The sequence below is a fragment of the Enterococcus sp. AMC1252 genome, from assembly GCF_058216515.1.
In genome coordinates, this window is sequence record NZ_CM177097.1 from 1139129 (window position 1) to 1161709 (window position 22581).

18 protein-coding genes are annotated in these 22581 nt (G+C 35.1%); 15 read left to right on the forward strand and 3 right to left on the reverse strand.

What is annotated here, in order from left to right; genetic code table 11:
- Positions 1–433: 433 nt before the first annotated feature.
- The 7 genes from AC4BB5_RS05280 to trhO all read left to right on the forward strand — a co-directional run bounded on the left by AC4BB5_RS05280 (position 434) and on the right by trhO (position 6921).
- Positions 434–703 (forward strand): ACT domain-containing protein, encoded by a 270-nt coding sequence (locus AC4BB5_RS05280; protein ID WP_490458327.1) that lies wholly within the window; start codon positions 434–436, stop codon positions 701–703.
- 174 nt (positions 704–877) lie between these two features.
- Positions 878–2221 carry a PFL family protein gene (locus AC4BB5_RS05285; protein WP_490458328.1) on the forward strand — a complete coding sequence of 448 codons (1344 nt, stop codon included), beginning with the start codon at positions 878–880 and terminating at the stop codon, positions 2219–2221.
- A gap of 134 nt (positions 2222–2355) precedes the next feature.
- Positions 2356–2742, forward strand: a complete 387-nt coding sequence (locus AC4BB5_RS05290; RefSeq protein WP_490458329.1) for a DUF1149 family protein — start codon at positions 2356–2358, stop codon at positions 2740–2742.
- Positions 2743–3232: 490 nt separating this feature from the next.
- Complete coding sequence (locus AC4BB5_RS05295) at positions 3233–4624, forward strand: L-cystine transporter (RefSeq protein ID WP_490458330.1); 1392 nt, start codon at positions 3233–3235, stop codon at positions 4622–4624.
- 483 nt (positions 4625–5107) lie between these two features.
- Positions 5108–5257: a putative ABC transporter permease gene (locus tag AC4BB5_RS05300; RefSeq protein WP_490458331.1), complete on the forward strand. Its 150-nt coding sequence runs from the start codon at positions 5108–5110 to the stop codon at positions 5255–5257.
- Positions 5258–5366: 109 nt separating this feature from the next.
- The gene (locus AC4BB5_RS05305; protein WP_490458332.1) at positions 5367–5738 is read left to right on the forward strand and encodes a VOC family protein; all 372 of its coding nucleotides are present in this window, start codon (positions 5367–5369) and stop codon (positions 5736–5738) included.
- Positions 5739–5979: 241 nt separating this feature from the next.
- The gene (gene trhO / locus AC4BB5_RS05310) at positions 5980–6921 is read left to right on the forward strand and encodes an oxygen-dependent tRNA uridine(34) hydroxylase TrhO (RefSeq protein WP_490458333.1); all 942 of its coding nucleotides are present in this window, start codon (positions 5980–5982) and stop codon (positions 6919–6921) included.
- A 53-nt stretch (positions 6922–6974) separates the two neighbouring features.
- Here the strand turns inward: trhO and AC4BB5_RS05315 are convergent, their stop codons facing one another.
- From AC4BB5_RS05315 to AC4BB5_RS05325, 3 genes are all read right to left on the reverse strand, one after another.
- Positions 6975–8078: an SLC13 family permease gene (locus tag AC4BB5_RS05315; protein WP_490458334.1), complete on the reverse strand. Its 1104-nt coding sequence runs from the start codon at positions 8076–8078 to the stop codon at positions 6975–6977.
- A 112-nt stretch (positions 8079–8190) separates the two neighbouring features.
- Positions 8191–8928: an amino acid ABC transporter ATP-binding protein gene (locus AC4BB5_RS05320; protein ID WP_490458335.1), complete on the reverse strand. Its 738-nt coding sequence runs from the start codon at positions 8926–8928 to the stop codon at positions 8191–8193.
- A gap of 1 nt (position 8929) precedes the next feature.
- Entirely contained in the window at positions 8930–11089 is a 2160-nt protein-coding gene (locus AC4BB5_RS05325; RefSeq protein ID WP_490458336.1) for an amino acid ABC transporter substrate-binding protein/permease, read from the reverse strand.
- Between the two features lie 440 nt (positions 11090–11529).
- On the opposite strand from AC4BB5_RS05325, the gene uvrB reads away from it, so the two are divergent.
- From uvrB to AC4BB5_RS05365, 8 genes are all read left to right on the forward strand, one after another.
- Positions 11530–13524, forward strand: a complete 1995-nt coding sequence (gene uvrB, locus AC4BB5_RS05330; RefSeq protein WP_490458337.1) for an excinuclease ABC subunit UvrB — start codon at positions 11530–11532, stop codon at positions 13522–13524.
- A gap of 244 nt (positions 13525–13768) precedes the next feature.
- The gene (uvrA, locus tag AC4BB5_RS05335) at positions 13769–16585 is read left to right on the forward strand and encodes an excinuclease ABC subunit UvrA (RefSeq protein ID WP_490458338.1); all 2817 of its coding nucleotides are present in this window, start codon (positions 13769–13771) and stop codon (positions 16583–16585) included.
- 440 nt (positions 16586–17025) lie between these two features.
- Positions 17026–17232 carry a hypothetical protein gene (locus AC4BB5_RS05340; protein ID WP_490458339.1) on the forward strand — a complete coding sequence of 69 codons (207 nt, stop codon included), beginning with the start codon at positions 17026–17028 and terminating at the stop codon, positions 17230–17232.
- 329 nt (positions 17233–17561) lie between these two features.
- Positions 17562–18398: a YusW family protein gene (locus AC4BB5_RS05345; protein WP_490458340.1), complete on the forward strand. Its 837-nt coding sequence runs from the start codon at positions 17562–17564 to the stop codon at positions 18396–18398.
- 234 nt (positions 18399–18632) lie between these two features.
- Positions 18633–18965: a PadR family transcriptional regulator gene (locus AC4BB5_RS05350; protein WP_490458341.1), complete on the forward strand. Its 333-nt coding sequence runs from the start codon at positions 18633–18635 to the stop codon at positions 18963–18965.
- A complete protein-coding gene (locus AC4BB5_RS05355; RefSeq protein ID WP_490458342.1) occupies positions 18952–20505 on the forward strand; it encodes a DUF4097 family beta strand repeat-containing protein in 1554 nt (517 codons plus the stop codon). Before AC4BB5_RS05350 ends, AC4BB5_RS05355 begins: the two co-directional genes overlap by 14 nt.
- A 171-nt stretch (positions 20506–20676) precedes the next feature.
- Positions 20677–21561 (forward strand): RNase adapter RapZ, encoded by an 885-nt coding sequence (gene rapZ / locus AC4BB5_RS05360; RefSeq protein ID WP_490458343.1) that lies wholly within the window; start codon positions 20677–20679, stop codon positions 21559–21561.
- The gene (locus AC4BB5_RS05365) at positions 21558–22556 is read left to right on the forward strand and encodes a gluconeogenesis factor YvcK family protein (protein WP_490458344.1); all 999 of its coding nucleotides are present in this window, start codon (positions 21558–21560) and stop codon (positions 22554–22556) included. Before rapZ ends, AC4BB5_RS05365 begins: the two co-directional genes overlap by 4 nt.
- Positions 22557–22581: the final 25 nt, after the last annotated feature.

Consider the following 22581-nt stretch of genomic DNA (forward strand, 5'->3'; position numbering starts at 1 on the left):
AAGATAAACTAAATCCTAGAAGTTTTTTAGTCTTTAAAAAAAGCGAACAATGGTATTATTTTTGAGTTTGTTGTTCTGATTTTTTGTTAATAAATGAACAAATTATGATATAATGGGAAAAACTTATGTGGCTGGGTGAACTTCTCGAAGAAAAGATAAAAAGTGAATGTGACAAAAAGGTCGCAAATCTATTTTCCCCATTTTTCTACGAGACTAAATGAGCCTACTACGCTTTTCATTATCTAGCTTCAAGAGCTAGTCACTACGCTCTGCTTCGATCTCATCAATTCCTAAGAGCCAGAGTTTTAAGGATTGAAGATCTCGGGGAAAAGATAAAACGTACTTGTGACCAAAAGCGCCACCCGTATGTTTTCCTATTTTCCATTCGAGGCAGACTGAGCTCTTTCAGCTTTTAAATTTAGGAGGAATCTACATGCGCGCAGTATTAACTGTAATTGGTAAAGACAAGGTAGGAATTATTGCAGGTGTCAGTCAAAAGTTAGCTGAACTGGAAATGAACATTATTGATGTTTCTCAAACGATCATGGATAGCTACTTTACAATGATGATGGTATTGGAAATTTCTAAAGACAAAAATAATCTTGAAGAGATTGGCTCCGAGTTAAACACTTTAGGAGAAAAATTAGGCGTGACAATCAGTATCCAAAATGAAGAAATCTTTAATGTGATGCATAAATTATAATAATCAATAGTGTGAGCTTAGAACTTTATATTTACATTATCAAGCTACACATATTAGTCTCTCGGAAAAAAAGATAAAACGTACTTGTGGCTAAAAGCGCCACGTGTATGTTTTCCTATTTTCCATTCGAGGCAGACTGAGCTCTTTCAGCTTTTAAATTTAGGAGGAAACTTTTTGGAGACGAATCAGATTTTAGAAACAATCCGTATGATTGAAGAAGAAAATTTAGATATTAGAACGATCACAATGGGTATTTCATTGCTAGATTGTATTGATAGCGACAGTGATCGAGCTTGTCAAAAAATTTACGACAAGATTACTCGTTTAGCGAAAAATTTAGTTAAAGTTGGGGAAGAAATTGAATCTGAATACGGGATTCCTATTATCAACAAACGAATTTCTGTAACACCGATTGGAATTATTGCGGCAGCAAGTCCAGATATGGATTATGTTAAATATGCTAAAGCATTAGATCGAGCAGCTCAAGCTGTAGGCGTTAATTTTATTGGTGGATTCAGCGCTTTAGTTGAAAAAGGGTACCAACATGGTGATGAGATTTTGATCAATTCAATTCCTCAAGCACTAGCTGAAACAGAATTTGTTTGCTCTTCAGTAAATATTGGCTCAACTAAAGCGGGGATTAATATGGATGCTGTTCGTCATATGGGCTATGTGATCAAAGAAACAGCTGCAAAGTCTGATATGGGTTGTGCAAAATTAGTAGTGTTTGCCAATGCTGTGGAGGACAATCCTTTTATGGCGGGAGCATTTCATGGCGTCGGTGAGGCGGATTGTGTAATCAATGTAGGCGTTAGTGGTCCAGGTGTTGTTAAACGAGCCTTGGAAAAAGTTAAAGGTGAGCCTTTTGATGTTGTCGCGGAAGTAGTGAAACAAACCGCTTTTAAAATTACAAGAATGGGACAATTAGTTGGGAAAATAGCATCTCAACGTTTAGATGTTCCTTTTGGAATCGTTGATCTATCTTTAGCCCCAACTCCAGCTGTGGGAGATAGTGTCGCTTATATTTTAGAAGAAATGGGCTTGGAAAGTGTAGGAACCCATGGTACAACGGCCGCTTTAGCGTTACTGAATGATGCTGTGAAAAAGGGCGGTGTGATGGCTTGTAACCACGTTGGTGGATTATCAGGTGCGTTTATCCCAGTTTCAGAAGATGCTGGAATGATTGATGCCGTTAATAATGGTGCGCTGAATTTAGAAAAATTAGAAGCGATGACAGCGATCTGTTCGGTTGGTTTAGACATGGTTGCTATACCAGGAGAAACATCGGCTGAAACCATTGCTGCAATGATTGCAGATGAGGCTGCAATTGGCGTCATCAATCATAAAACTACTGCAGTTAGAATTATACCCGCTGAAGGAACAAAAGTTGGCGACATGGTTGAGTTTGGCGGTTTGTTAGGTAGAGCACCAGTTATGAAAGTTAACGATTATGCTTCAACTGACTTTATTCTTCGAGGTGGTCGAATTCCTGCCCCAATCCATTCATTTAAAAATTAGATTAAAAAGAGTCTATGAGTATTTGTGATAAAAAGATGTGTGGTATAATTAAAAACATAGATAGACTATATTATCCTGTTTTGACTGGATATAAGTAATAGTTATTGAACTTAAAAAAAGGGAGATTTTAATTTATGGAAATAAAACGTCAACAAGAAGTTGTAGAAGCTTTTCACTACGATATGCGTACACAAGATATGGAAGAAGTGGAAACAGATCTTAGAGTAGGATTTTCACCAATCGAATCAACTGATGAGAACTATCCAAAAGAAAATTCAATCATCGCAGCTCGTTTAGAGTTTCGTTTAGTTTTTGAGGAATATTTACTATCAGGCTCAGTTAGCCAAATCAATCATGTCATTAATCATAAGATCGAAACCCAAGATGATATCTCGCAAGAAGAAGTAGATGAATTGGTTAGTCCGTTATTTGATATCGTACAACGTATGGCTTATGAAGTCACTGAAATTGCATTAGATAAACCGGGCATTCAATTAAACTTCCAATCAGCAGCTGAGTAACAATATAGAAGGATTAAATTTAAATACAATGAAATAGTATCTAGGAGTTTGTGATAGTTTTTGACTATCACAAACTCTTTTTTCTATCATTATAGAAACAAAATAGTACCACTTAGTCTTTTAAATCAAGTACAATAGAGCTATCACTGAAAATGAATCGATTTATTTTTAGGGCGGATCATTGAAGAATGCTCCCCAGGAACCTTTACTTCCTTTGATGTACTTGTCATTTGTATTATCTAGCTTCACGAGCTAGCACCGACTGCAAAAGATAAAATAAGAATGAGACAAAAAAACCTCAGTCCTATTTTCCTATTGTTCAATCGTTACTTGACGAGCTCGTTCAGCTTTTAATACATCTAGCTGCGCAAATCAATCCTTAGGAAAATAAATAAATTGTCAACGAAATACAGAACGTTTCAAGGCCGATTTACTGATTTTCTATAGGAGTAATCCATTTGCTCTGCTTTTAAATTTAGGAGGGAAAAAAATGACAACACTCATCACTGTTTTAGTGGTCCTTGCTTTTCTTGCAGTGTTATACGTCTTTTATCGTATGCAAACAAAACACTATAAGTTTTCAACACGTGTTTTTGCTGCATTAGGTGTCGGTATTGTATTAGGTGGAATTATTCAATTCGCATTCGGTACCCAAGACAAAGTCACAACGCAAGCAATGGAATGGATCAGTATTGTAGGTAATGGATATGTAGCATTTTTACAAATGCTCGTAATCCCCTTAGTTTTTGTTTCTATTGTAGGAGCTTTTACTAAGATGAAAGAATCTAAACAAGTTGGAAAAATTAGCTTTACTGTCTTAGCAACCTTATTAGGGACAACGGCTATAGCAGCTTTGGTTGGAATTGGAACAACATTATTATTTGGACTACAAGGTGCACAATTTACACAAGGAACGGCAGAAACGGCACGAATTGCAGAACTTGCAACGAGACAGGAAACCGTTGAAAACCTATCGATTCCTCAACAAATTTTATCTTTTATTCCTAAAAATGTTTTTGCAGATTTTGCAGGCACTCGTCCGACAAGTACAATTGGTGTGGTTATTTTTGCCGCATTCGTTGGGATTGCCTATTTAGGTATTAAAAGAAAAGCACCAAAAGAAGCAGAATTTTTTGCAAACTTGATCGACAGTCTTTATAAGATCACGATGCGTATCGTGACATTGGTTTTACGTTTGACACCTTATGGCGTTTTAGCATTGATGACTAATGTTGTTGCAACAAGTGATTATAATGCGATCCTTAATTTAGGAAAATTTGTATTAGCTTCGTACACCGCATTGATCATCGTCATGCTGGTTCACTTAGTAATCTTAGTAGCAGTCAAAGTAAATCCTGTTAACTATTTGAAAAAATCGTTTCCAGTGTTGAGTTTTGCATTTACTTCAAGATCGAGTGCAGGAGCAATGCCTTTAAATATTGAAACACAAACAAAAGCTTTAGGTGTTGATGATGCTACAGCAAACTTTGCGGCAAGTTTTGGTATGTCAATTGGGCAAAATGGCTGTGCAGGTGTATATCCTGCGATGTTGGCGACAATTGTTGCACCAACTGTAGGAATCAATGTCTTTAGTTTAGAATTTATTTTAATGTTAGTTGCAATCGTAACAATCAGTTCATTTGGTGTGGCTGGTGTCGGTGGTGGGGCAACATTTGCTTCATTGATCGTGTTAGGTGCGATGAACTTGCCTGTGGCGATCGTTGGATTAGTTATTTCAGTAGAACCATTGATCGATATGGCTAGAACAGCTGTTAATGTTAGTGACAGTATGGTCGCGGGAATCGTGACTAGTTCACGAATCAAAGAGTTAGACCGTGATGTGCTGAATGATAGTAGCTTAGTTATTGAAGAAAATGCATAAGAAGTGATTTACTTCTCTTCCATAAGAGAGTTAAAAACAAGAATGGTTATAGTCGGAAATGGCTACAATCGTTCTTGTTTTTTAGCTTTTCAAAATCGATTTAAATTGTATTATGAAAAATTAAATGATAACGTACCGTTATTATAGTCGTAAAAGGGAGCTTACCGTGGGATATAATGATCATAAATTAAAAAACTTTGACTTTGTTCAGTTGTTTATATATCTATTTATTGTTACTTTTTTGAGTTGGATATAAAAAAACTACAGTGTTGATCAATTTTAAAGAATTTATGTTTCGTGTTTTTTTCTTTGCTGATGAAAAATATCCATTATTTTTTGTCTTGGATAAGTTCAACGTTTTTTGGAAGATTGGCAATTATTTGAGGGCTACTAATGATTGACATGTATGGGGGGAATGCACAGCGATCATTATTTATACTCTTAAATATCTGAAAATAATTCAATCAAGGTGTTTTTTCAAGAGTGACCTTAATGACTCTTTTTGAATTTGTCGGTAGTTATTATTGTACTGACATTTTACATCATGTTAATCGGAATTATTCGAATGAATTTATGAACTTTGATGATCGTATTTGTATACAAACCTCAATTGTCAACAGAACAATGTCTTAGGGGAGGTTTGCTCAATTAGGTAAAGCAAATTTATTTTCATAAAACTTAGCATAGGCTATGATAGAAAGTATATAATAGAAAAGAATGATTTAAGAATAGGGGAGAATGTATGTTTACCAACCAAATCAAAATAATGTTATATGTATCAGATGTGGAAAAATCAAGTGAATTCTGGCAAAAAATTGGCTTTGTAGAAAAGGAAAGAGATGCAGTTGACGGCACTTTAGTCGTGGAAATTGCACCAAGTGAAACGGCAGAAACAATGATTGTGTTATACGATCTAGAATTTATCCAACAACATTCACCAGAAGTTGCTGGTAACACGCCATCATTGATGTTTTTTGCTGATGATGTGATGGAGTTATACAAAAAAATGAAAGATGCTGGCGTGCGTGTAGGTGAATTAGTTCAATTACCAACAGGATTAGTTTTTAACTTTGCTGATAATGATGAAAATTACTTTGCAGTATCCGGGCAATAAGAAATTAATATAAACGAACAGTTTAAACTTTTTTAGAAAGCTTAAGCTGTTTTATTTTGTATTTATTTGAACTGTAAGCAGTGATCCATCCGTTCCATTTTATGTTCATTATTACACAAGCAAATAGCTCGCTTTTCTTATTTGTTTTTTTATATACTGAATATGTATGAAGAAAAAACAGGGACTGTACAGTTATTATGGAGATAGCAAAACAGTTTCTTAGAAAAAGGAGAAAGATAGAATGGATTACCGCGTATTACTTTATTATAAATACACGACGATTGAAAGCCCCGAAGAATTTGCAAAGGAGCATTTAGCTTTTTGTAAATCGCTGAATCTAAAAGGCAGAATTCTAGTCGCAACAGAAGGAATCAATGGCACACTTTCAGGAACGATTGCTGATACAGATGCTTATATGGAAGCAATGCTAGCTGATGAACGTTTTAAAGATACGTATTTCAAAATTGATGAAGTGCCAGAAAATGCGTTTCATAAAATGTTTGTTCGTCCTAGAAAAGAATTAGTTTCTTTAAGCTTGGAAGAAGATGTTAATCCGTTAGAATTAACTGGGAAATATTTAGAGCCAGCTGAATTCAAGGAAGCGTTACTTGATGAAGATACTGTTGTGATCGATGCTAGAAATGACTATGAATATGACTTAGGCCACTTTAGAGGAGCTGTTCGTCCTGATATTCGTAACTTTAGAGAATTACCGCAATGGATCAGAGACAATAAAGAGCAATTTATGGATAAAAAAGTTGTCACTTACTGTACTGGTGGAATCCGCTGTGAGAAGTTTTCAGGCTGGTTGATCAAAGAAGGTTTCGAAGATGTTGCCCAATTGCATGGTGGTATCGCAGTTTATGGAAAAGATCCAGAGACAAGAGGCGAATTATGGGATGGAAAAATGTATGTTTTTGATGAACGAATCAGTGTTGAAATCAATCATGTTGATAAAAAAGTCATTGGTAAAGACTGGTTTGATGGCACACCTTGTGAACGCTACATCAACTGTGCCAATCCTTTCTGTAATAAACAAATTTTAGCATCAGAAGAAAACGAAGCGAAGTATCTTGGTAGCTGTTCAGATGAATGCCGCCATCATCCTGCAAATCGTTATGTGATGAGAAATGAACTGTCAGAACAAGAGGTAAAGGCTAGACTTGAAGCAATTGCGAATTAGTCAAGCAAAACAAAAAGACAAGACAAAGTGATTTATTACTTTGTCTTGTCTTTTTATAATATAATGATGAAAAATAAGATAAAGAAAATTAAAAATACTAAGTTTATGGCTGAGAATTGCAAAAGAAAAGTTTTTGATTGCTTAGGATAGTATTCTTTGTATAATTTAAAACCAATCAAATTAGCTAATGAAGCAATAATCGTTCCTAAGCCTCCAATATTAACGCCCCAGAAAAGTGCTTGAGATTGTTCAGTAAATGGTGCAATCAAAATAGCCGCTGGAACATTACTGATGATTTGACTGACTAGTACACTGCCGAAAAAAGTCTGTGTATTGGTTGTGAATTGCCTCTTAATGAATGTCGAAAGTATTTCGATCTGAGCAAAATTTCCTACTGCAATAAAGAAAAAAATAAAGGTCCATAACAATTTATAATCAACTTGCCTAAGCGTGCTGTTATCATAAATAGTTAGAATAATTATGGAAATTGGAATTATGATAGAATAAGAAAAAATGTTAAAGACACCTAGAAGAATCAAGATGCCAACAAAGCTCAAAAGAGCTGTTTTCTTTTTGTTGATCGTTGGAACAAACTTATGTTGTTTAGGAAGTGTGCTTTTTTTTATAAATTGAAAAGAAATCAATAAAAATAAAATGGAAGAAAAGAACAGTACAATGGACCACTTAAAAAAAGTTAGAGTAGAGAGTGAGTAATAAGAAAATAAAAAAAGATTTTGCGGATTGCCAAAAGGGAAAACACTACTCCCTAAATTTGCAGCAATAATCAATAAGACTGCGCCGAAAATCTTATTTTCCATTTTTGGAAATTTTGTGATGATCGTCAGGTAAATTGGCATCAATGTAAGAATGGCCACATCGTTAGTTAAGATCATTGAGCTGAAAAAAGATAGGAAGACAATATTTTTGATTAGGCCGCGAGAAGTTGAAGAAAAATCAATCATCTTATCAGCGAAATAAGTTAGAATACCTAATTTTTCAATATTTTTTACAAATAGCATCAAACCAAATAAACAAAAAATCACTTTAAAATCAATTGATTTTAAAGAAAATTTACCGAAATAACAACTGATAATAGCAATCAAAAAAGAGAATGAAAACAATAAATCATCGGTAAAAAAAGTATATAGTCGTTTCATTATAAGGCTCCTTTTTTAGTTTAAATACTGTTCAAATGGAATACTTATAAAATAAGTACTATCAATAAGAAAATGGATCACTCTTAGATAAAGAGGGATCCATTCTTTATTTTTAAATATTAAGTACTTTATCCAAGAAATCTTTCGTCCGTTCATTTTGCGGATTTTCAAAGATTTGTTGTGGCGAGCCATCCTCTAAGAAATTACCGCCATCGATAAACATTACACGATTTGCTACTTCTTTTGCAAAGCCCATTTCATGCGTTACGATTACCATCGTCATTCCCTGTTTTGCTAGTTTTTTCATGACATTCAACACATCACCAACCATCTCGGGATCGAGTGCAGAAGTTGGTTCATCGAATAACATGATATCTGGATTCATGGCCAATGCACGAGCGATTGCTACACGTTGTTTTTGTCCACCCGATAATGACTCAGGATAGCTATCTTTTTTATCTGCTAGGCCAACTGTATCTAAAAGCTGAATCGCTTTTTCTTCTGCCTCTTTTTTTGAAAGTCGACCTAAGTCTGTTGGTGCCAAAGTGATATTTTCCAAGATTGATAAGTGAGGAAAAAGATTGAAATGCTGGAAAACCATGCCGATATGTTGACGGATTTTATTGATATTCGTATTCTTATCGGTCAGATTAGCTCCATCAATAATGATATCGCCGCTCGTTGCTTCTTCAAGTTGATTCAAACAACGAAGAAAAGTACTTTTACCAGACCCGGAAGGACCAATAACACAAACAACATCACCTTCTTGAATGGAAACGTTGATGTCGTTAAGGACGGTATTGTCGCCGTATTTTTTCACTAAATGTTCTACGAGAATTTTTTCAGCCATATTATTTCACCTTCTTTTCTAAAACTTTCGCTAATTTCGTCAAGGCTGTGATCAAGATCAAGTACATCATAGCAATCACAAAGTATACCATAGTACTTTGTAAATTTCTGGCAACGATGATTTTACCTGTTTGCAACAGCTCGATCAAACCGATTGCAGAAAGAATCGTTGTATCTTTTAAAGAAATAACAAATTGATTGACGAAAGATGGGATCATGATTTTGATTGCTTGCGGTAAAATGATTTTTTGCATTGTCCGATTATAAGAAAGTCCTAAACTACGAGAAGCTTCCATTTGTCCTACGGGTACTGCATTTATTCCTCCACGTACGATTTCAGAGATATAAGCACTTGCGTTTAATGTCAGAGTGATGATTCCTGCAAGAAAGACAGGAATGTTAAAACCTAAAATTCCTGGTAAGCCAAAGTAGATGAAGAAAGCTAATACCATTAAAGGGATACCGCGGATGATATCAACATAAATAGTTGATATCACGCGTAATGCTTTAGATGGAGAAGCGCTGAATAATCCAAAAATTACTCCAACGATCAACGCTAAAATAAATGAAATCAATGTCAACTGAATTGTCATCCACAATCCGCTCAATAGACGCTTCCAGTTATTTTGGATCATACCGACGAATGTTGTTTCGTCTACTTTATTTTCAATAGAACCATCTTTTACGTATTTTCCAATGATTTCGTCATACTCGCCAGTGCGTTTCAATTCGGCTAATCCTTCATTGAACATTTGGATTAGCTCTGGATTTTTACCTTTTTTAACTGCGAAACCATATTTCCCACCTTCTTCACGAGGAATCGGTGTTGCTAATGGTTGTTTTTGAGAAACGCCATAACCAATTACAGGATAGTCATCCATCATTGCATCGATTTCACCAATTTCAAGGGCACTGTACAAAGCGTCAGTCGTATCTAAATATTTGACTGAATAACCATATTTACTTTTATTAGCTTCGAGGAAATCAGCACTTTCCGTTCCAATTTTAGCCCCAACTTTTTTATCTTTTAAATCTTCATAAGAGTGAATAGTGTCAGTGCCTTTTTTAACAGCGATTTGAATACCACTGTTAAAATATGGAGTAGAAAAGTCAAATGATTTCTCGCGTTCATCTGTGATCGTCATTCCAGCAATCATAGCGTCTGCTTGCCCTGATTCAACCGCTTGAACGGCTGAACTAAACCCAATAAATTTAAACTCAATAGTAAAATCTTGTAATTCAGCAATTCGATTCACCAAATCAACATCGATTCCTTCATATTTACCATCAGAATTTTGAAATTCAAAAGGAGCAAAAGTCGAATCACTTGCGATCACGTAGGAATCTTTTTTAGGTTGGATTTTTTTCATTTTAGAGTCTGTATTTGTTTTTGTCTCAGTTCCAGTAGAAATATATTTAGCTAAGATGTTGTCATATTTACCAGAACTTTTCAGTTCTTTCAAGCCAGCATTGAACTTTTCAATCAATTCTTTGTTTTGTCCTTTTTTAACAGCAAAACCGTAAGAACTACCTGTTTCTTTTTTGCCAACTAATTGTAGTTTTTGCCCATTTGTTACGGCATAACCTAAAACAGGATAATCATCAAAGATCGCGTCTGTTTCACCATTTTCAAGTGCTTGATAAAGACCTGTTGCATCATCAAAATTTTTGATTGTATAGCCATATTTCTCTTGATTTTTCTCTAAGAAAGTGGCACTTTCCGTTCCGACTTTAGCAGCGGCTGTTTTTCCTGTTAAGTCTTTATAACTTTTGATTTTATCATTGCCTTTCTTGACAGCCATTTGTAAGCCGCTGTCAAAATAAGGTTCTGAAAAGTCGAATGACTTCTTGCGCTCGTCTGTAATACTCATACCGGCGATCATACCGTCAACTTGTTTTGACTGTACAGCTTGAATCGCACTATCAAATCCAAGTGGTTTCAGATTTACTTTAAAGTCTTGAGCTTCAGCGATTGCATGAAGTAAATCAACATCGATTCCGACATAATCACCTTTAGAATCTTGAAATTCAAAGGGGGCAAAAGTCAAATCTGTTCCTATATTATATGTTTTTTCCTCAGCTTGAGCATTCTGCCCAAGGGTAAATGTCAGTAGACTTGCCATCATTACAATGAATGAAAGTAAAAAGTGTTTCCTTTTCATAAAATACCTCCTATATTTGCATATTGGATAATTATATAGTAAAAAAAGGCAAAAACACAAGTCATTCACTATGAGAAAGTTAAAAAAAACTCATTTCCTTACATGGTATGTAACAAAACATCACATAGTTAAGATGCAAACAGAAAGTCATAAACTTAAAAGATGCAAACAAAAGATTAAATAAAGTGTAAATTAGTAAAAATTGCGTATACGCAACTCATTCTATAACTAGCGAAAATATGTTCGGTATGTTAAAATAATTGCAGGAGTTTCTTTTCAATTTTACAAATAGATAATCGCTTAAGAAAGTGCGTAGCATCCAGCTGACAAAGGAAATTTTATTCCTATATAAAGTGAGATGTAACGGCTGATTTTACTAATATTCTGATTTGTTTAATTGGATGAAACCATAACTAAATGCAGTAAAAGGAGGATGTTGAATGATAGAAAGAGAGACCTCCAATACATTTGACTTAGTATCAAAATATAAGCCGGATGGGGATCAACCAGAAGCAATCAAAAGATTAGTGGAAGGGATTGAAGGCGGAGAAAAGGCGCAAATCTTGCTGGGTGCTACAGGAACTGGTAAGACATTTACGATTTCCAATGTCATCAAAGAAGTAAACAAACCAACTTTGGTTATTGCACATAATAAAACATTAGCTGGACAGCTTTATGGAGAGTTCAAAGAATTCTTCCCTAATAACGCGGTCGAGTATTTTGTTAGTTATTATGACTACTATCAACCCGAAGCATATGTTCCATCTAGTGATACATATATAGAAAAAGATGCTAGTATCAATGACGAAATTGATAAATTACGACATTCTGCAACGAGTTCCTTATTAGAAAGAAACGATGTGATTGTGATTGCTTCAGTTTCTTGTATTTTTGGTTTAGGTGATCCTAAAGAGTACAGTGAGCAAGTCGTTTCTATTCGTGTAGGTATGGAGATGGATCGCAGCAAGCTATTGACTGATTTGGTAAATATTCAATTTGAACGAAACGATATTGATTTCCAGCGCGGCCGTTTTCGTGTCCGAGGAGATGTAGTGGAAATTTTTCCAGCCTCAAGAGACGATCATGCATTAAGAGTTGAGTTTTTTGGTGATGAAATTGAGCGTATAAGAGAAGTTGACGCTCTAACGGGTGAAGTAATCGGTGAGACAGAACATGTTGCAATTTTCCCGGCAACTCACTTTGTGACTAATGAAGATCACATGGAGCATGCGATTTCACAAATTCAACAGGAATTAGATGCTCGTTTAACCGTATTACGTAGTGAAAATAAATTATTAGAAGCGCAACGATTAGAGCAAAGGACGAATTATGATATTGAGATGATGAGAGAAATGGGCTACACATCTGGTATTGAAAATTACTCTCGTCATATGGATGGTCGTTCAGAAGGAGAACCGCCTTATACACTGATTGATTTTTTCCCAGATGATTTTCTACTGGTGATTGATGAATCCCACGTATCTATGCCTCAGATTCGAGGAATGTATAATGGAGACCGTGCCAGAAAACAAATGTTGGTAGACTATGGATTCCGTTTACCAAGTGCTTTAGATAATCGTCCGTTACGCCTTGAAGAATTTGAAGAACACGTTCATCAAGTTGTATATGTTTCAGCAACACCAGGACCTTATGAGCATGAACAAACAGATACTGTGATTCCACAAATCATTCGACCAACGGGATTGTTAGATCCACTGATCGAAGTTCGTCCGATTATGGGCCAAATCGATGATTTAGTCGGAGAAATCCATGAGCGTGTAGAGAAGGATCAACGTGTATTTATTACAACATTAACGAAGAAAATGTCAGAAGACTTAACGGATTATCTTAAAGAATTAGGGATTAAGGTCAAGTATCTTCATAGTGATATCAAAACGTTAGAACGAACAGAAATCATCCGTGACTTACGTTTAGGTGAGTTTGATGTGCTGATCGGAATCAACTTGCTTCGTGAAGGATTGGATGTACCAGAAGTATCTTTAATCGCGATTTTAGATGCCGATAAAGAAGGTTTCTTGAGAAGTGAACGTTCTTTGATCCAAACCATTGGGCGTGCTGCACGTAACTCAGATGGTAGAGTAATCATGTATGCGGACAAAATCACTGACTCCATGCAAAAAGCGATGGATGAAACGGCGCGTCGTCGTTCGATTCAGGAAAAGTACAATGAAGAACATGGGATCACACCAAAAACGATTATTAAAGAGATCCGTCAGTTGATCTCAATTTCTAAGACGAATGCTAAAGGCGAAACAGTCAAGATCGATAAGTCTTATCATGAATTGAGTCGCCAAGAAAAAGCTGATTTATTAATGAAATTAGAAAAAGAAATGCGAGATGCAGCTAAAGCATTGGACTTTGAAACAGCCGCAACCTTACGTGATACGATATTGGAATTAAAAGCAGGAGAATAAAACCTTCAATGCTTAGGAATGAGCACTAAGAATTGAAGGCTGGACCAATGGGGGAAAGGATCAATGCTTCCTATGGTCACGTTGTATCGTTCAACAATGTTATCTGCGACGAATCTTTGATGAGAAAGCATCAACTCATAAGAATACTCGCTGTGTTTCACAGCAAAAGGAGAGCCGTTACTCTTGCAAATTTATTTGCATAGAAGTAAGGGACATCGGACCAATAAGCAGAAGGAGAGAAGTAATGGCAAATGATAAAATCGTCATTCATGGCGCACGCGCACATAATTTAAAAGATATAGATGTTACGATTCCTCGTGACAAAATGGTTGTAGTCACTGGGTTATCAGGCTCAGGGAAAAGTTCACTGGCTTTTGATACATTATATGCGGAAGGTCAGCGCCGTTATGTAGAAAGTCTTTCAGCCTATGCTAGACAATTTTTAGGTCAAATGGATAAACCGGATGTCGACAGTATTGATGGACTGAGTCCAGCAATATCTATCGATCAAAAAACCACGAGTAAAAATCCACGCTCAACAGTTGGAACTGTAACAGAAATCAATGACTATTTGAGACTATTATTTGCTCGAGTAGGGCATCCGATTTGTCCTAATGATGGGACTGAAATCACAAGTCAATCGGTTGAACAAATGGTTGATAAAGTTCTAGAACTGCCAGAAAAGACAAAACTTCAAGTACTGGCACCTGTAATCGTTAAGAAAAAAGGACAGCATAAAAAAGTCTTTGAGATGATCCAACGTGAAGGCTATGTTCGGATGCGTGTGGATGGAGAAACCTACGATGTAACCGAAGCCCCTGAACTTGAAAAAAATAAAAAGCATGACATTGCAATCGTTATTGATCGAATTGTTGTGAAAGAAGGAATCCGTTCTCGGTTGTTTGATTCATTTGAAGCTGCGTTAAGATTAGCAGATGGTTATGCCCTAGTTGATGTGATAGATGGGGAAGAAATGCTTTTCAGCGAGCATTACGCGTGTCCTTATTGTGGGTTTACAGTAGGTGAATTAGAACCAAGATTATTTTCTTTTAATGCACCATTTGGAGCATGTCCTGATTGTGACGGTTTAGGAATCAAATTAGAAGTCGACCGTGATCTTGTTATCCCTGATTCCACTAAAACGTTACGTGAAGGAGCGATTGCCCCGTGGAATCCGATAAGTTCTCAATATTACCCGCAAATGCTAGAACAAGCGGCTGATAGTTTTAATATCGATATGGATACGCCGTTCAATGATTTGCCTGAAGAGCATCAAGATATAATCTTAAATGGCTCAAATGGAGAACCGTTCCATTTTCACTATGAAAATGATTTTGGCGGAGTTCGTGATGTGGAAGTGCCGTTTGAAGGTGTCTTAACGAATATAAAACGACGTTACCATGAAACAAACAGTGATTTTACTCGTGATCAAATGCGATTATATATGACTGAATTAACCTGTCGGACATGTAAAGGGTATCGCTTAAATCCACAAGCTTTATCAGTCAAAATTGATAATACCAATATTGGTCAAGTCAGTGAGTTAGCAATTAAAAATGCAGTACAATTTTTTGAAACAGTAACATTATCTGAACAAGAACAAATAATTGCTAAGCCAATTTTGAAAGAAGTAGAAGATCGATTGAACTTTTTGAAAAATGTCGGACTGGATTATTTAACACTTAGTCGAGCAGCGGGGACACTGTCTGGTGGAGAAGCACAGAGAATTCGTCTAGCAACTCAGATTGGTTCCAATTTGTCTGGCGTATTATATATTCTAGATGAGCCATCAATTGGGCTGCATCAACGGGATAATGATCGCTTGATTGAATCTCTTAAAAAAATGCGTGATCTGGGGAATACGCTGATTGTTGTTGAACACGATGAAGATACGATGCGTGCATCGGATTACTTGATCGATGTTGGACCAGGAGCTGGCCACTTAGGTGGAGAAATCGTTGCCTCAGGAACACCAGATGAAGTAGCCAAAAATCCGAATTCTTTAACAGGACAATATCTATCTGGAAAAAAAGTGATTCCTGTCCCAAAAGAGCGTCGTAAAGGCAATGGTAAAAAAATTAAAGTAACAGGTGCGACTGAAAATAATTTGAAAAATGTTACAGTAGAATTCCCATTAGGAGAGTTTGTTGCAGTAACTGGAGTTTCTGGATCAGGAAAAAGTACTTTAGTGAATCAAATATTGAAAAAGGCCTTGGCACAAAAAATCAATAGGAATTCTAATAAACCAGGTAAGCATAAGAGCATCACAGGATACACGCATATCGAGAAAATTATTGATATCGATCAAAGTCCGATTGGTCGTACACCTCGAAGTAATCCTGCAACATATACAAGTGTTTTTGATGATATTCGTGATTTATTTGCGAAAACCAATGAAGCAAAAGTTCGTGGCTATAAAAAGGGACGGTTTAGCTTTAATGTCAAAGGCGGTCGTTGTGAAGCGTGTCGTGGGGATGGAATCATTAAAATAGAAATGCATTTTTTACCTGATGTTTATGTTCCTTGTGAAGTTTGTCATGGCAAACGCTATAATTCTGAAACACTCGAAGTTCATTATAAAGGAAAGAATATTTCTGATATCTTAGATTTAACTGTTGAAGATGCGGTGGCGTTCTTTCAACATATTCCTAAAATCCATCGCAAACTAAAAACAATTGTGGATGTCGGTTTGGGTTACGTAACACTGGGGCAACCTGCTACCACGTTATCTGGTGGGGAAGCGCAACGAATGAAATTAGCAAGCGAGCTCCATAAAAATTCAAATGGTAAAAATTTCTATATCTTAGATGAGCCGACAACTGGATTGCATACGGACGATATTGCCCGCTTGCTAGTTGTACTAGAAAGACTAGTTGAAGCTGGAAACACCGTACTGGTTATTGAACATAATTTAGATGTCATTAAGTCAGCGGATCATGTAATTGACTTAGGACCAGAAGGTGGAGATGGTGGCGGTACAATTGTTGCAACGGGTACACCTGAAGAAATTTCCAAAGTCAAAGCGAGTTATACTGGGAAATATTTAAAACGAGTTTTATGAATTGGTATACTCCATTTTAAAGGGATTGTAACTGTTTATAAAGAAAGTATGAAGTTTGAATGAAAATTATCTATTGCTATTGATTTCTTCATATTATTAAAGTAAAATCACAGTCAGATAGATATATTGTTCAACCAAATTGGTATATATCTTTCCTTCTATAAATAATCCGTTCAAAAAAGAAAAGCACAACTCTCTTCATTAGAGGGTTGTCTTTTTATTTTTTATAAGTTACATTTTATTGAAACAAATTAAAGTGGACTATTTAGGAAATAGAAATGAGAAAAAAATAATAAAATAAATAAAAACATGCGTTCTTTAATCACTTTAATCTAAAAATAGTCAAAAAAAGAAAGTATCTATACGTAAGTTGAATGATATTTTTTTAAAAATCATGATATTCTATAGTTATTAAAAGAGTATGAAAGGATGATTTTTTCTTGGAAAAGAGAGAAGTAAAGATTGGCGCGCATTATGTTTGTCATGGATCAAAGTTTTCTTGGTTTTTTGTAGGAGAGGCCATCTCCAAAAAAGAAGAAGATCTACAAGTCAGAGTTGTCAAATGCCACCCTACAGATCGTCCAGTCATAAATTGCGATGATCCCATTTTGAATTTAAATTATTTTGATGTCATTGAAGATGCTTAGGCTTTTAGCGTTATAAATTTTCATAGGCAGTGTTGTATATAGTGTCAGAATAACTGACAGATAATCAAAAAAGAGTAGTATGAATAGTCATGCTACTCTTTTTTTTATAAATATTAATTATATCTATTTAAAAAATATTTTATTGTTGTCTTTTAAACCTATTGAATATAGATAGTTAATTTGACAAAATATTAAAAAGTAATATTTATACTATTATTTTAACAAGTGGTTGACGAACAGTACTATAGAATGTATACTACTGTTGTAAGTTAGTTATTGGATAATGACAACTACAAAAAAAGGAAATGAAATATGAAAGGATGATTATCATGAAAATAGCAAATTTGACAAAAACATTATTAGTAGCAGGAGTGGCTTTATCAATTAGTGCTGCACCATTTGTAGGAGCTGTATCAACAAGTGCGGAAACTGTGATTTCAGAGACCACATATGAAAAAATTGTTAGTTTCACAAAAGAAGATTTGAAAAAAGCAACTGATATACAATTAGATATAACTACTGTGAATAAAGTCTATACTTCTCTGAAACAAGCAAAAGCTTGGGAAAAATTAGGGTATAGTTCAGCAGATGCTAAAAGAATCGCTTCTCGTTTTGTCCAAAGCCAATACCAAGCGATAGGTATTTTAACAGATATTGCAAATAACGAAGGCTTATCTTTAAAAGTTATAACAGTCAACAAACCGTATTTCAATACTGTAAATATCGGAACAACTGGAGATGCAACAATTCCAGAAACAGGTGACTCTTCAACTGAGGAACCAAACACTGGTGAATCTGGTGCTACAGATGAATCTACGTCAGAAACAACTGAAAATAGTAACGAGGAAACACTAAAGACATTAGTAAAAGAAATCGATATTGAAATCGAATATAGAAATAAAGAAATTGAATTAGAGTACGATGTAAAGTCAAATGGAACAGTAAAAGCAAAATATGTGAATGAACTTACAGGTGAAAAATCAGAAGGTGCTAAAGCACAAAAAAAGATTGAAACCATTTTTATAGGATTAGACGCTAAAAACAGTAGCAAAAATGAAATTAAAAGTCATGTCATCAATAAACTTAACGCAGCTAAAAACTTCAAAAAGTTTGACTTTAAAGTAAAATTTGCAGATAAATCAAAAGTTGATTTTAAAATCAAATAAACTTATTATCTAGTTTATATTCTATGTGGCTAAGATATGACTCGTAGAGTTATGTTTTAGTCACTTTTTTAGTACAAAAGCAAAATAGTTAACTTAAATAGATGAAGTAATCTATTATTGGTGCCTTCTATTTTTTGTATCTAGTACAAGCACTTTCACTTATAACGGAAATACGTTAAACTAAACTGTAAAGTTCAAAAAGAAATTATGACATTGGGAAGGCGGCAATCTGACTTGGGGAAAACAAATCAGTTTAAAAAAGGTGTTTTAGAGTTGTGTGTGCTGTACCTATTACAGAATAGAGATCGTTATGGCTATGAGTTAACACAAAAAGTGGATAAATATATTTCATTGACAGAAGGTGCACTATATCCAATTTTAAGAAGATTAGTCAAAGAAGGGTACTGTGAAACCTATTTAAAAGAGTCTTCCAATGGACCTGCAAGAAAATATTATAAAATCACAAATGAAGGTAGAGAGTATTTAACCGATCTAGAATCAGAATGGACTATTTTTGTGAAAAATGTATCGTTGATAAAAATGGAGGAAGATAATGAAGAGGATTGAGGATTTCTTTGAAGAAATGAAATCTCATTTTTTAGAGAGTGATATAGATTCTTTTAATGAAATCAAAGAAGATTTATTAGAACAAATAGGAATTCAGTTAGAAGAAGGAAAAACAGAACAAGAAATTTTAATGAGCTTAGGTGGTCCAGACTTGATTGCGGCGGCTTTTTATGAGGACAAAAGATTAGACAAAGCATTGAAAGCAGAAACTGATATTATCGCTGTGGAAGATGTGAAAAAAGTATATAAAAAAGATCAACAATTAAAACGCAAAAAAAGATTGAAAAAGATCCAGTCGATGTCCTACGTCATTCTAACGATTTTAATTTCAGCTTTCGTACTTTATTTGTTGGCGTTTGCTATGATTTATGCTGTTCAAGAAGCTTTCATTGCTATAGGACCAATCAGTCTAGCTATTTTTTTCATCTGTGTGTTGTATTATTTTATATGCTTTCTTAAAGGGAAAAAAGCGTTACATATTCGAAGTGTTTTTTTGATTAGTATCATTAGTTTATTCCTAAGTGGAGGAATCTTTTTTAGTGGTCAGTGGTTTTATGAGGGAAAATACTACGAAGAGGTATTTGAGTTAAAAAATCTGACAAAAAACGAAGTTGCTTTTTTATCTGAATATCCTGTGGAGATAAGTACGATTCCTATTGGAGAAGGTGAGAAACCTAAAGTCGAAATCGAAGGATATCTAAAAAAAGCAGACCAAGATAAATTGGTAGCTACTTCCAAAAATAAAACGACTATTCAGCTTGGATCCGCTGGCAGTTTCGGACCGTTAAAAAAAATGAAAAAGAGTGAAGTGATTTTCTATTTACCACAAAAAGTCGCATTTGATGATTTTTCATTCGATATTAGTCAAGGAACAGTGATTTTAAGCCATTTGCAGGCAAAGACATTAAAAGTGACAATTGATCATGGACAAGTACGATTAAATGATATATATTCCAGCAACATAAATGTTCAGAGTGAAAAAGCCGATACAACGATTAACGGTTTTTACGCAGATATTCAATTAAACAATCATCATGGAAAAACAATATTAAAAGAAGGCCAAGGTACAGTCCAAGTAAGCTCTCAAGATGGTTTGATCAATTTGAATGATTTAACGAGTAAAAAATTGAAAATCAGCAATGAAGATGGAAAAAATATTGTAAGTTCAAGTATGATTGATATACTGAATGTTTCGAATGTCGAAGGAATTACAGTGATAGAAAATCAAGTGGGAAAAACAAATATCCAAAATACTAATGGAAAAATAGTTTTAACCGACCTAGAGGGAAGTTTAGCGCTGACAAATAAACAGGGGCAAGTAATTGTTTATGAAAAAGATCCAATCGATGCCAATATCACTAGTGACACAGGAATTGTTAAATGGATTCAAGACTATAAGTCAGCTGTTGCATTTGAGTTATCGAGTCAATCTGGAAAAATCAGTAACGAATTTGAACGTAAACTAAATGCTTCTCACAAAGTTTCGATTACAACTAAAACAGGAGATATTCGGATTATCGAAAAAGATGATAAACAATAAGTTATCAAATTATATGAGATTGGGCATGACACAAAGTGTTGTGCTTAGTCTCTTTTTTAGTATTAAATGACTAAGAAAATCTGAACGAAGCAATAGAATCGTTTGAAAAGCTTTCTTTGATACGCCCGGGATGCTATAATAAATAAAATGTTTCCAAAGGAGCGCTGAAAAATGGCTGATAATTTACAATTAGTTATAATTACTGGGATGAGCGGGGCAGGAAAAACCGTTGCCATTCAAAGTTTTGAAGATATGGGGTATTTTTGTATCGATAATATGCCCCCAAGCTTAATTCCTAAGTTTTGGGAGTTGATCAAAGAGTCTGGTAAAGTCACCAAAATTGCGTTAGTGATTGATTTACGCTCACGTAATTTTTTTAGAGAAATTCAAGACATGCTAGTGGAACTGGAAAATACAAATTTGATTGATACAACAATCATGTTTTTAGATGCGACAGATGAGGAACTTGTTTCTCGTTATAAGGAAACTCGTCGGGCTCATCCGTTAGCAATGGATGGTCTAATCACAGAAGGGATCAGAAAAGAACGGGCGATTCTTGAAGAAATCAGAGGAGATGCTCAAGTTGTCATTGATACGACTGATTTGTCACCTAGACAATTACGAGAAAGAATCAATGAAGAGTTTAAATCTAGAGATACACATGAATTTCGTGTTGAACTTGTTTCGTTTGGTTTTAAGTACGGATTGCCGATCGATGCAGATATTGTTATGGATGTTCGTTTTTTACCGAATCCACACTACATTCCAGAATTAAGACCGCTAACAGGACAAAATCAGTCTGTTTACGATTACGTAATGAGTTTTCCAGAAACAGAAAGTTTCTATACGCGATTTATAGATTTGTTGAAAAATGTGATGCCCGGTTACGAGAAAGAGGGAAAATCAAGTGTTACGATTGCAATTGGCTGTACTGGCGGTCAGCACCGCTCAGTTGCCTTAACAGAACGTGTAGGTAAAGAACTTGAACAAGACTATCATGTCAACATTACACATCGAGATAAAGGCAAGCGGAAAGAGACGGTAAATCGCTCATGAAAATGAAAACTTACCGTATTAGAAAACCTAAAATTGTTGTTGTCGGTGGAGGAACGGGTTTACCTGTTATTTTAAAAAGTCTGCGTAATCAAAGTGCCGACATTACAGCTGTTGTGACTGTCGCAGATGATGGAGGAAGTAGTGGTGCGATTCGTGAATCTATGAATATGACACCACCAGGAGATCTTCGAAATGTATTGGTTGCTTTATCTGATATGCCTCAACTTTATGAAGATATTTTTCAATATCGTTTTGATAAATCAGATAAGTATTTTGCTAATCATGCTATTGGCAATTTAATCATTGCTGCTGTTTCGGAAATGCGTGGTAGTACTTACGAAGCAATTCAGTTACTTTCAAAGATGATGCATGTGGATGGACATATCTATCCTTCATCAGAAAGACCACTTACTTTGCATGCTGTTTTTAAGGATGGAACGATAGCAGTTGGGGAATCAAGTATTGCTGTTGATCGAAAAACGATCGATCATGTTTTTGTAACGAACACAAATGATGATGAGCAACCAAAAGCTGCCAGAAAAGTAGTGAAGGCAATTGAAGAAGCAGATATGATTGTTTTAGGACCAGGTAGTATGTTTACGAGTATTTTACCTAATTTAGTAATTAGTGAAATAGGAGATGCAATCATCAATGCAGAAGGAGAAGTTGTCTATATCTGTAATATCATGACCCAAAAAGGGGAAACAGAACATTTTAGCGATGCTGATCATGTTTGTGTACTACATCAACATCTTAAAAATAAATTTGTTGATACTGTTTTGGTCAATACTGAAAACGTGCCTGATGGTTACATGGATCCAGAAGTCTATGATGAATATTTAGTTCAAGTAGAACATGATTTTCAAAAGTTAAGAGATGAAGGCTGCCGTGTCATCTCCACCGACTTTTTAAAATTACGGGATGGCGGTGTTTTTCATGATGGCGATAAAGTTGTTGATGAATTATTCCGCATTGTATTTGGTGCTAGGTACTAAAATATAAGAAATTGGAGAGGAGGAA

Excerpts from the sequence above, each read along its gene's own strand:
- AC4BB5_RS05345 (WP_490458340.1), top strand. The coding sequence starts at position 17,562 with ATGAAAATAGCAAATTTGACAAAAACATTATTAGTAGCAGGAGTGGCT.
- AC4BB5_RS05325 (WP_490458336.1), bottom strand. The coding sequence starts at position 11,089 with ATGAAAAGGAAACACTTTTTACTTTCATTCATTGTAATGATGGCAAGT.
- trhO (WP_490458333.1), top strand. The coding sequence starts at position 5,980 with ATGGATTACCGCGTATTACTTTATTATAAATACACGACGATTGAAAGC.
- AC4BB5_RS05355 (WP_490458342.1), top strand. The coding sequence starts at position 18,952 with ATGAAGAGGATTGAGGATTTCTTTGAAGAAATGAAATCTCATTTTTTA.
- rapZ (WP_490458343.1), top strand. The coding sequence starts at position 20,677 with ATGGCTGATAATTTACAATTAGTTATAATTACTGGGATGAGCGGGGCA.
- AC4BB5_RS05305 (WP_490458332.1), top strand. The coding sequence starts at position 5,367 with ATGTTTACCAACCAAATCAAAATAATGTTATATGTATCAGATGTGGAA.
- AC4BB5_RS05295 (WP_490458330.1), top strand. The coding sequence starts at position 3,233 with ATGACAACACTCATCACTGTTTTAGTGGTCCTTGCTTTTCTTGCAGTG.
- uvrA (WP_490458338.1), top strand. The coding sequence starts at position 13,769 with ATGGCAAATGATAAAATCGTCATTCATGGCGCACGCGCACATAATTTA.
- AC4BB5_RS05365 (WP_490458344.1), top strand. The coding sequence starts at position 21,558 with ATGAAAATGAAAACTTACCGTATTAGAAAACCTAAAATTGTTGTTGTC.
- AC4BB5_RS05280 (WP_490458327.1), top strand. The coding sequence starts at position 434 with ATGCGCGCAGTATTAACTGTAATTGGTAAAGACAAGGTAGGAATTATT.
- AC4BB5_RS05315 (WP_490458334.1), bottom strand. The coding sequence starts at position 8,078 with ATGAAACGACTATATACTTTTTTTACCGATGATTTATTGTTTTCATTC.
- AC4BB5_RS05320 (WP_490458335.1), bottom strand. The coding sequence starts at position 8,928 with ATGGCTGAAAAAATTCTCGTAGAACATTTAGTGAAAAAATACGGCGAC.
- AC4BB5_RS05290 (WP_490458329.1), top strand. The coding sequence starts at position 2,356 with ATGGAAATAAAACGTCAACAAGAAGTTGTAGAAGCTTTTCACTACGAT.
- uvrB (WP_490458337.1), top strand. The coding sequence starts at position 11,530 with ATGATAGAAAGAGAGACCTCCAATACATTTGACTTAGTATCAAAATAT.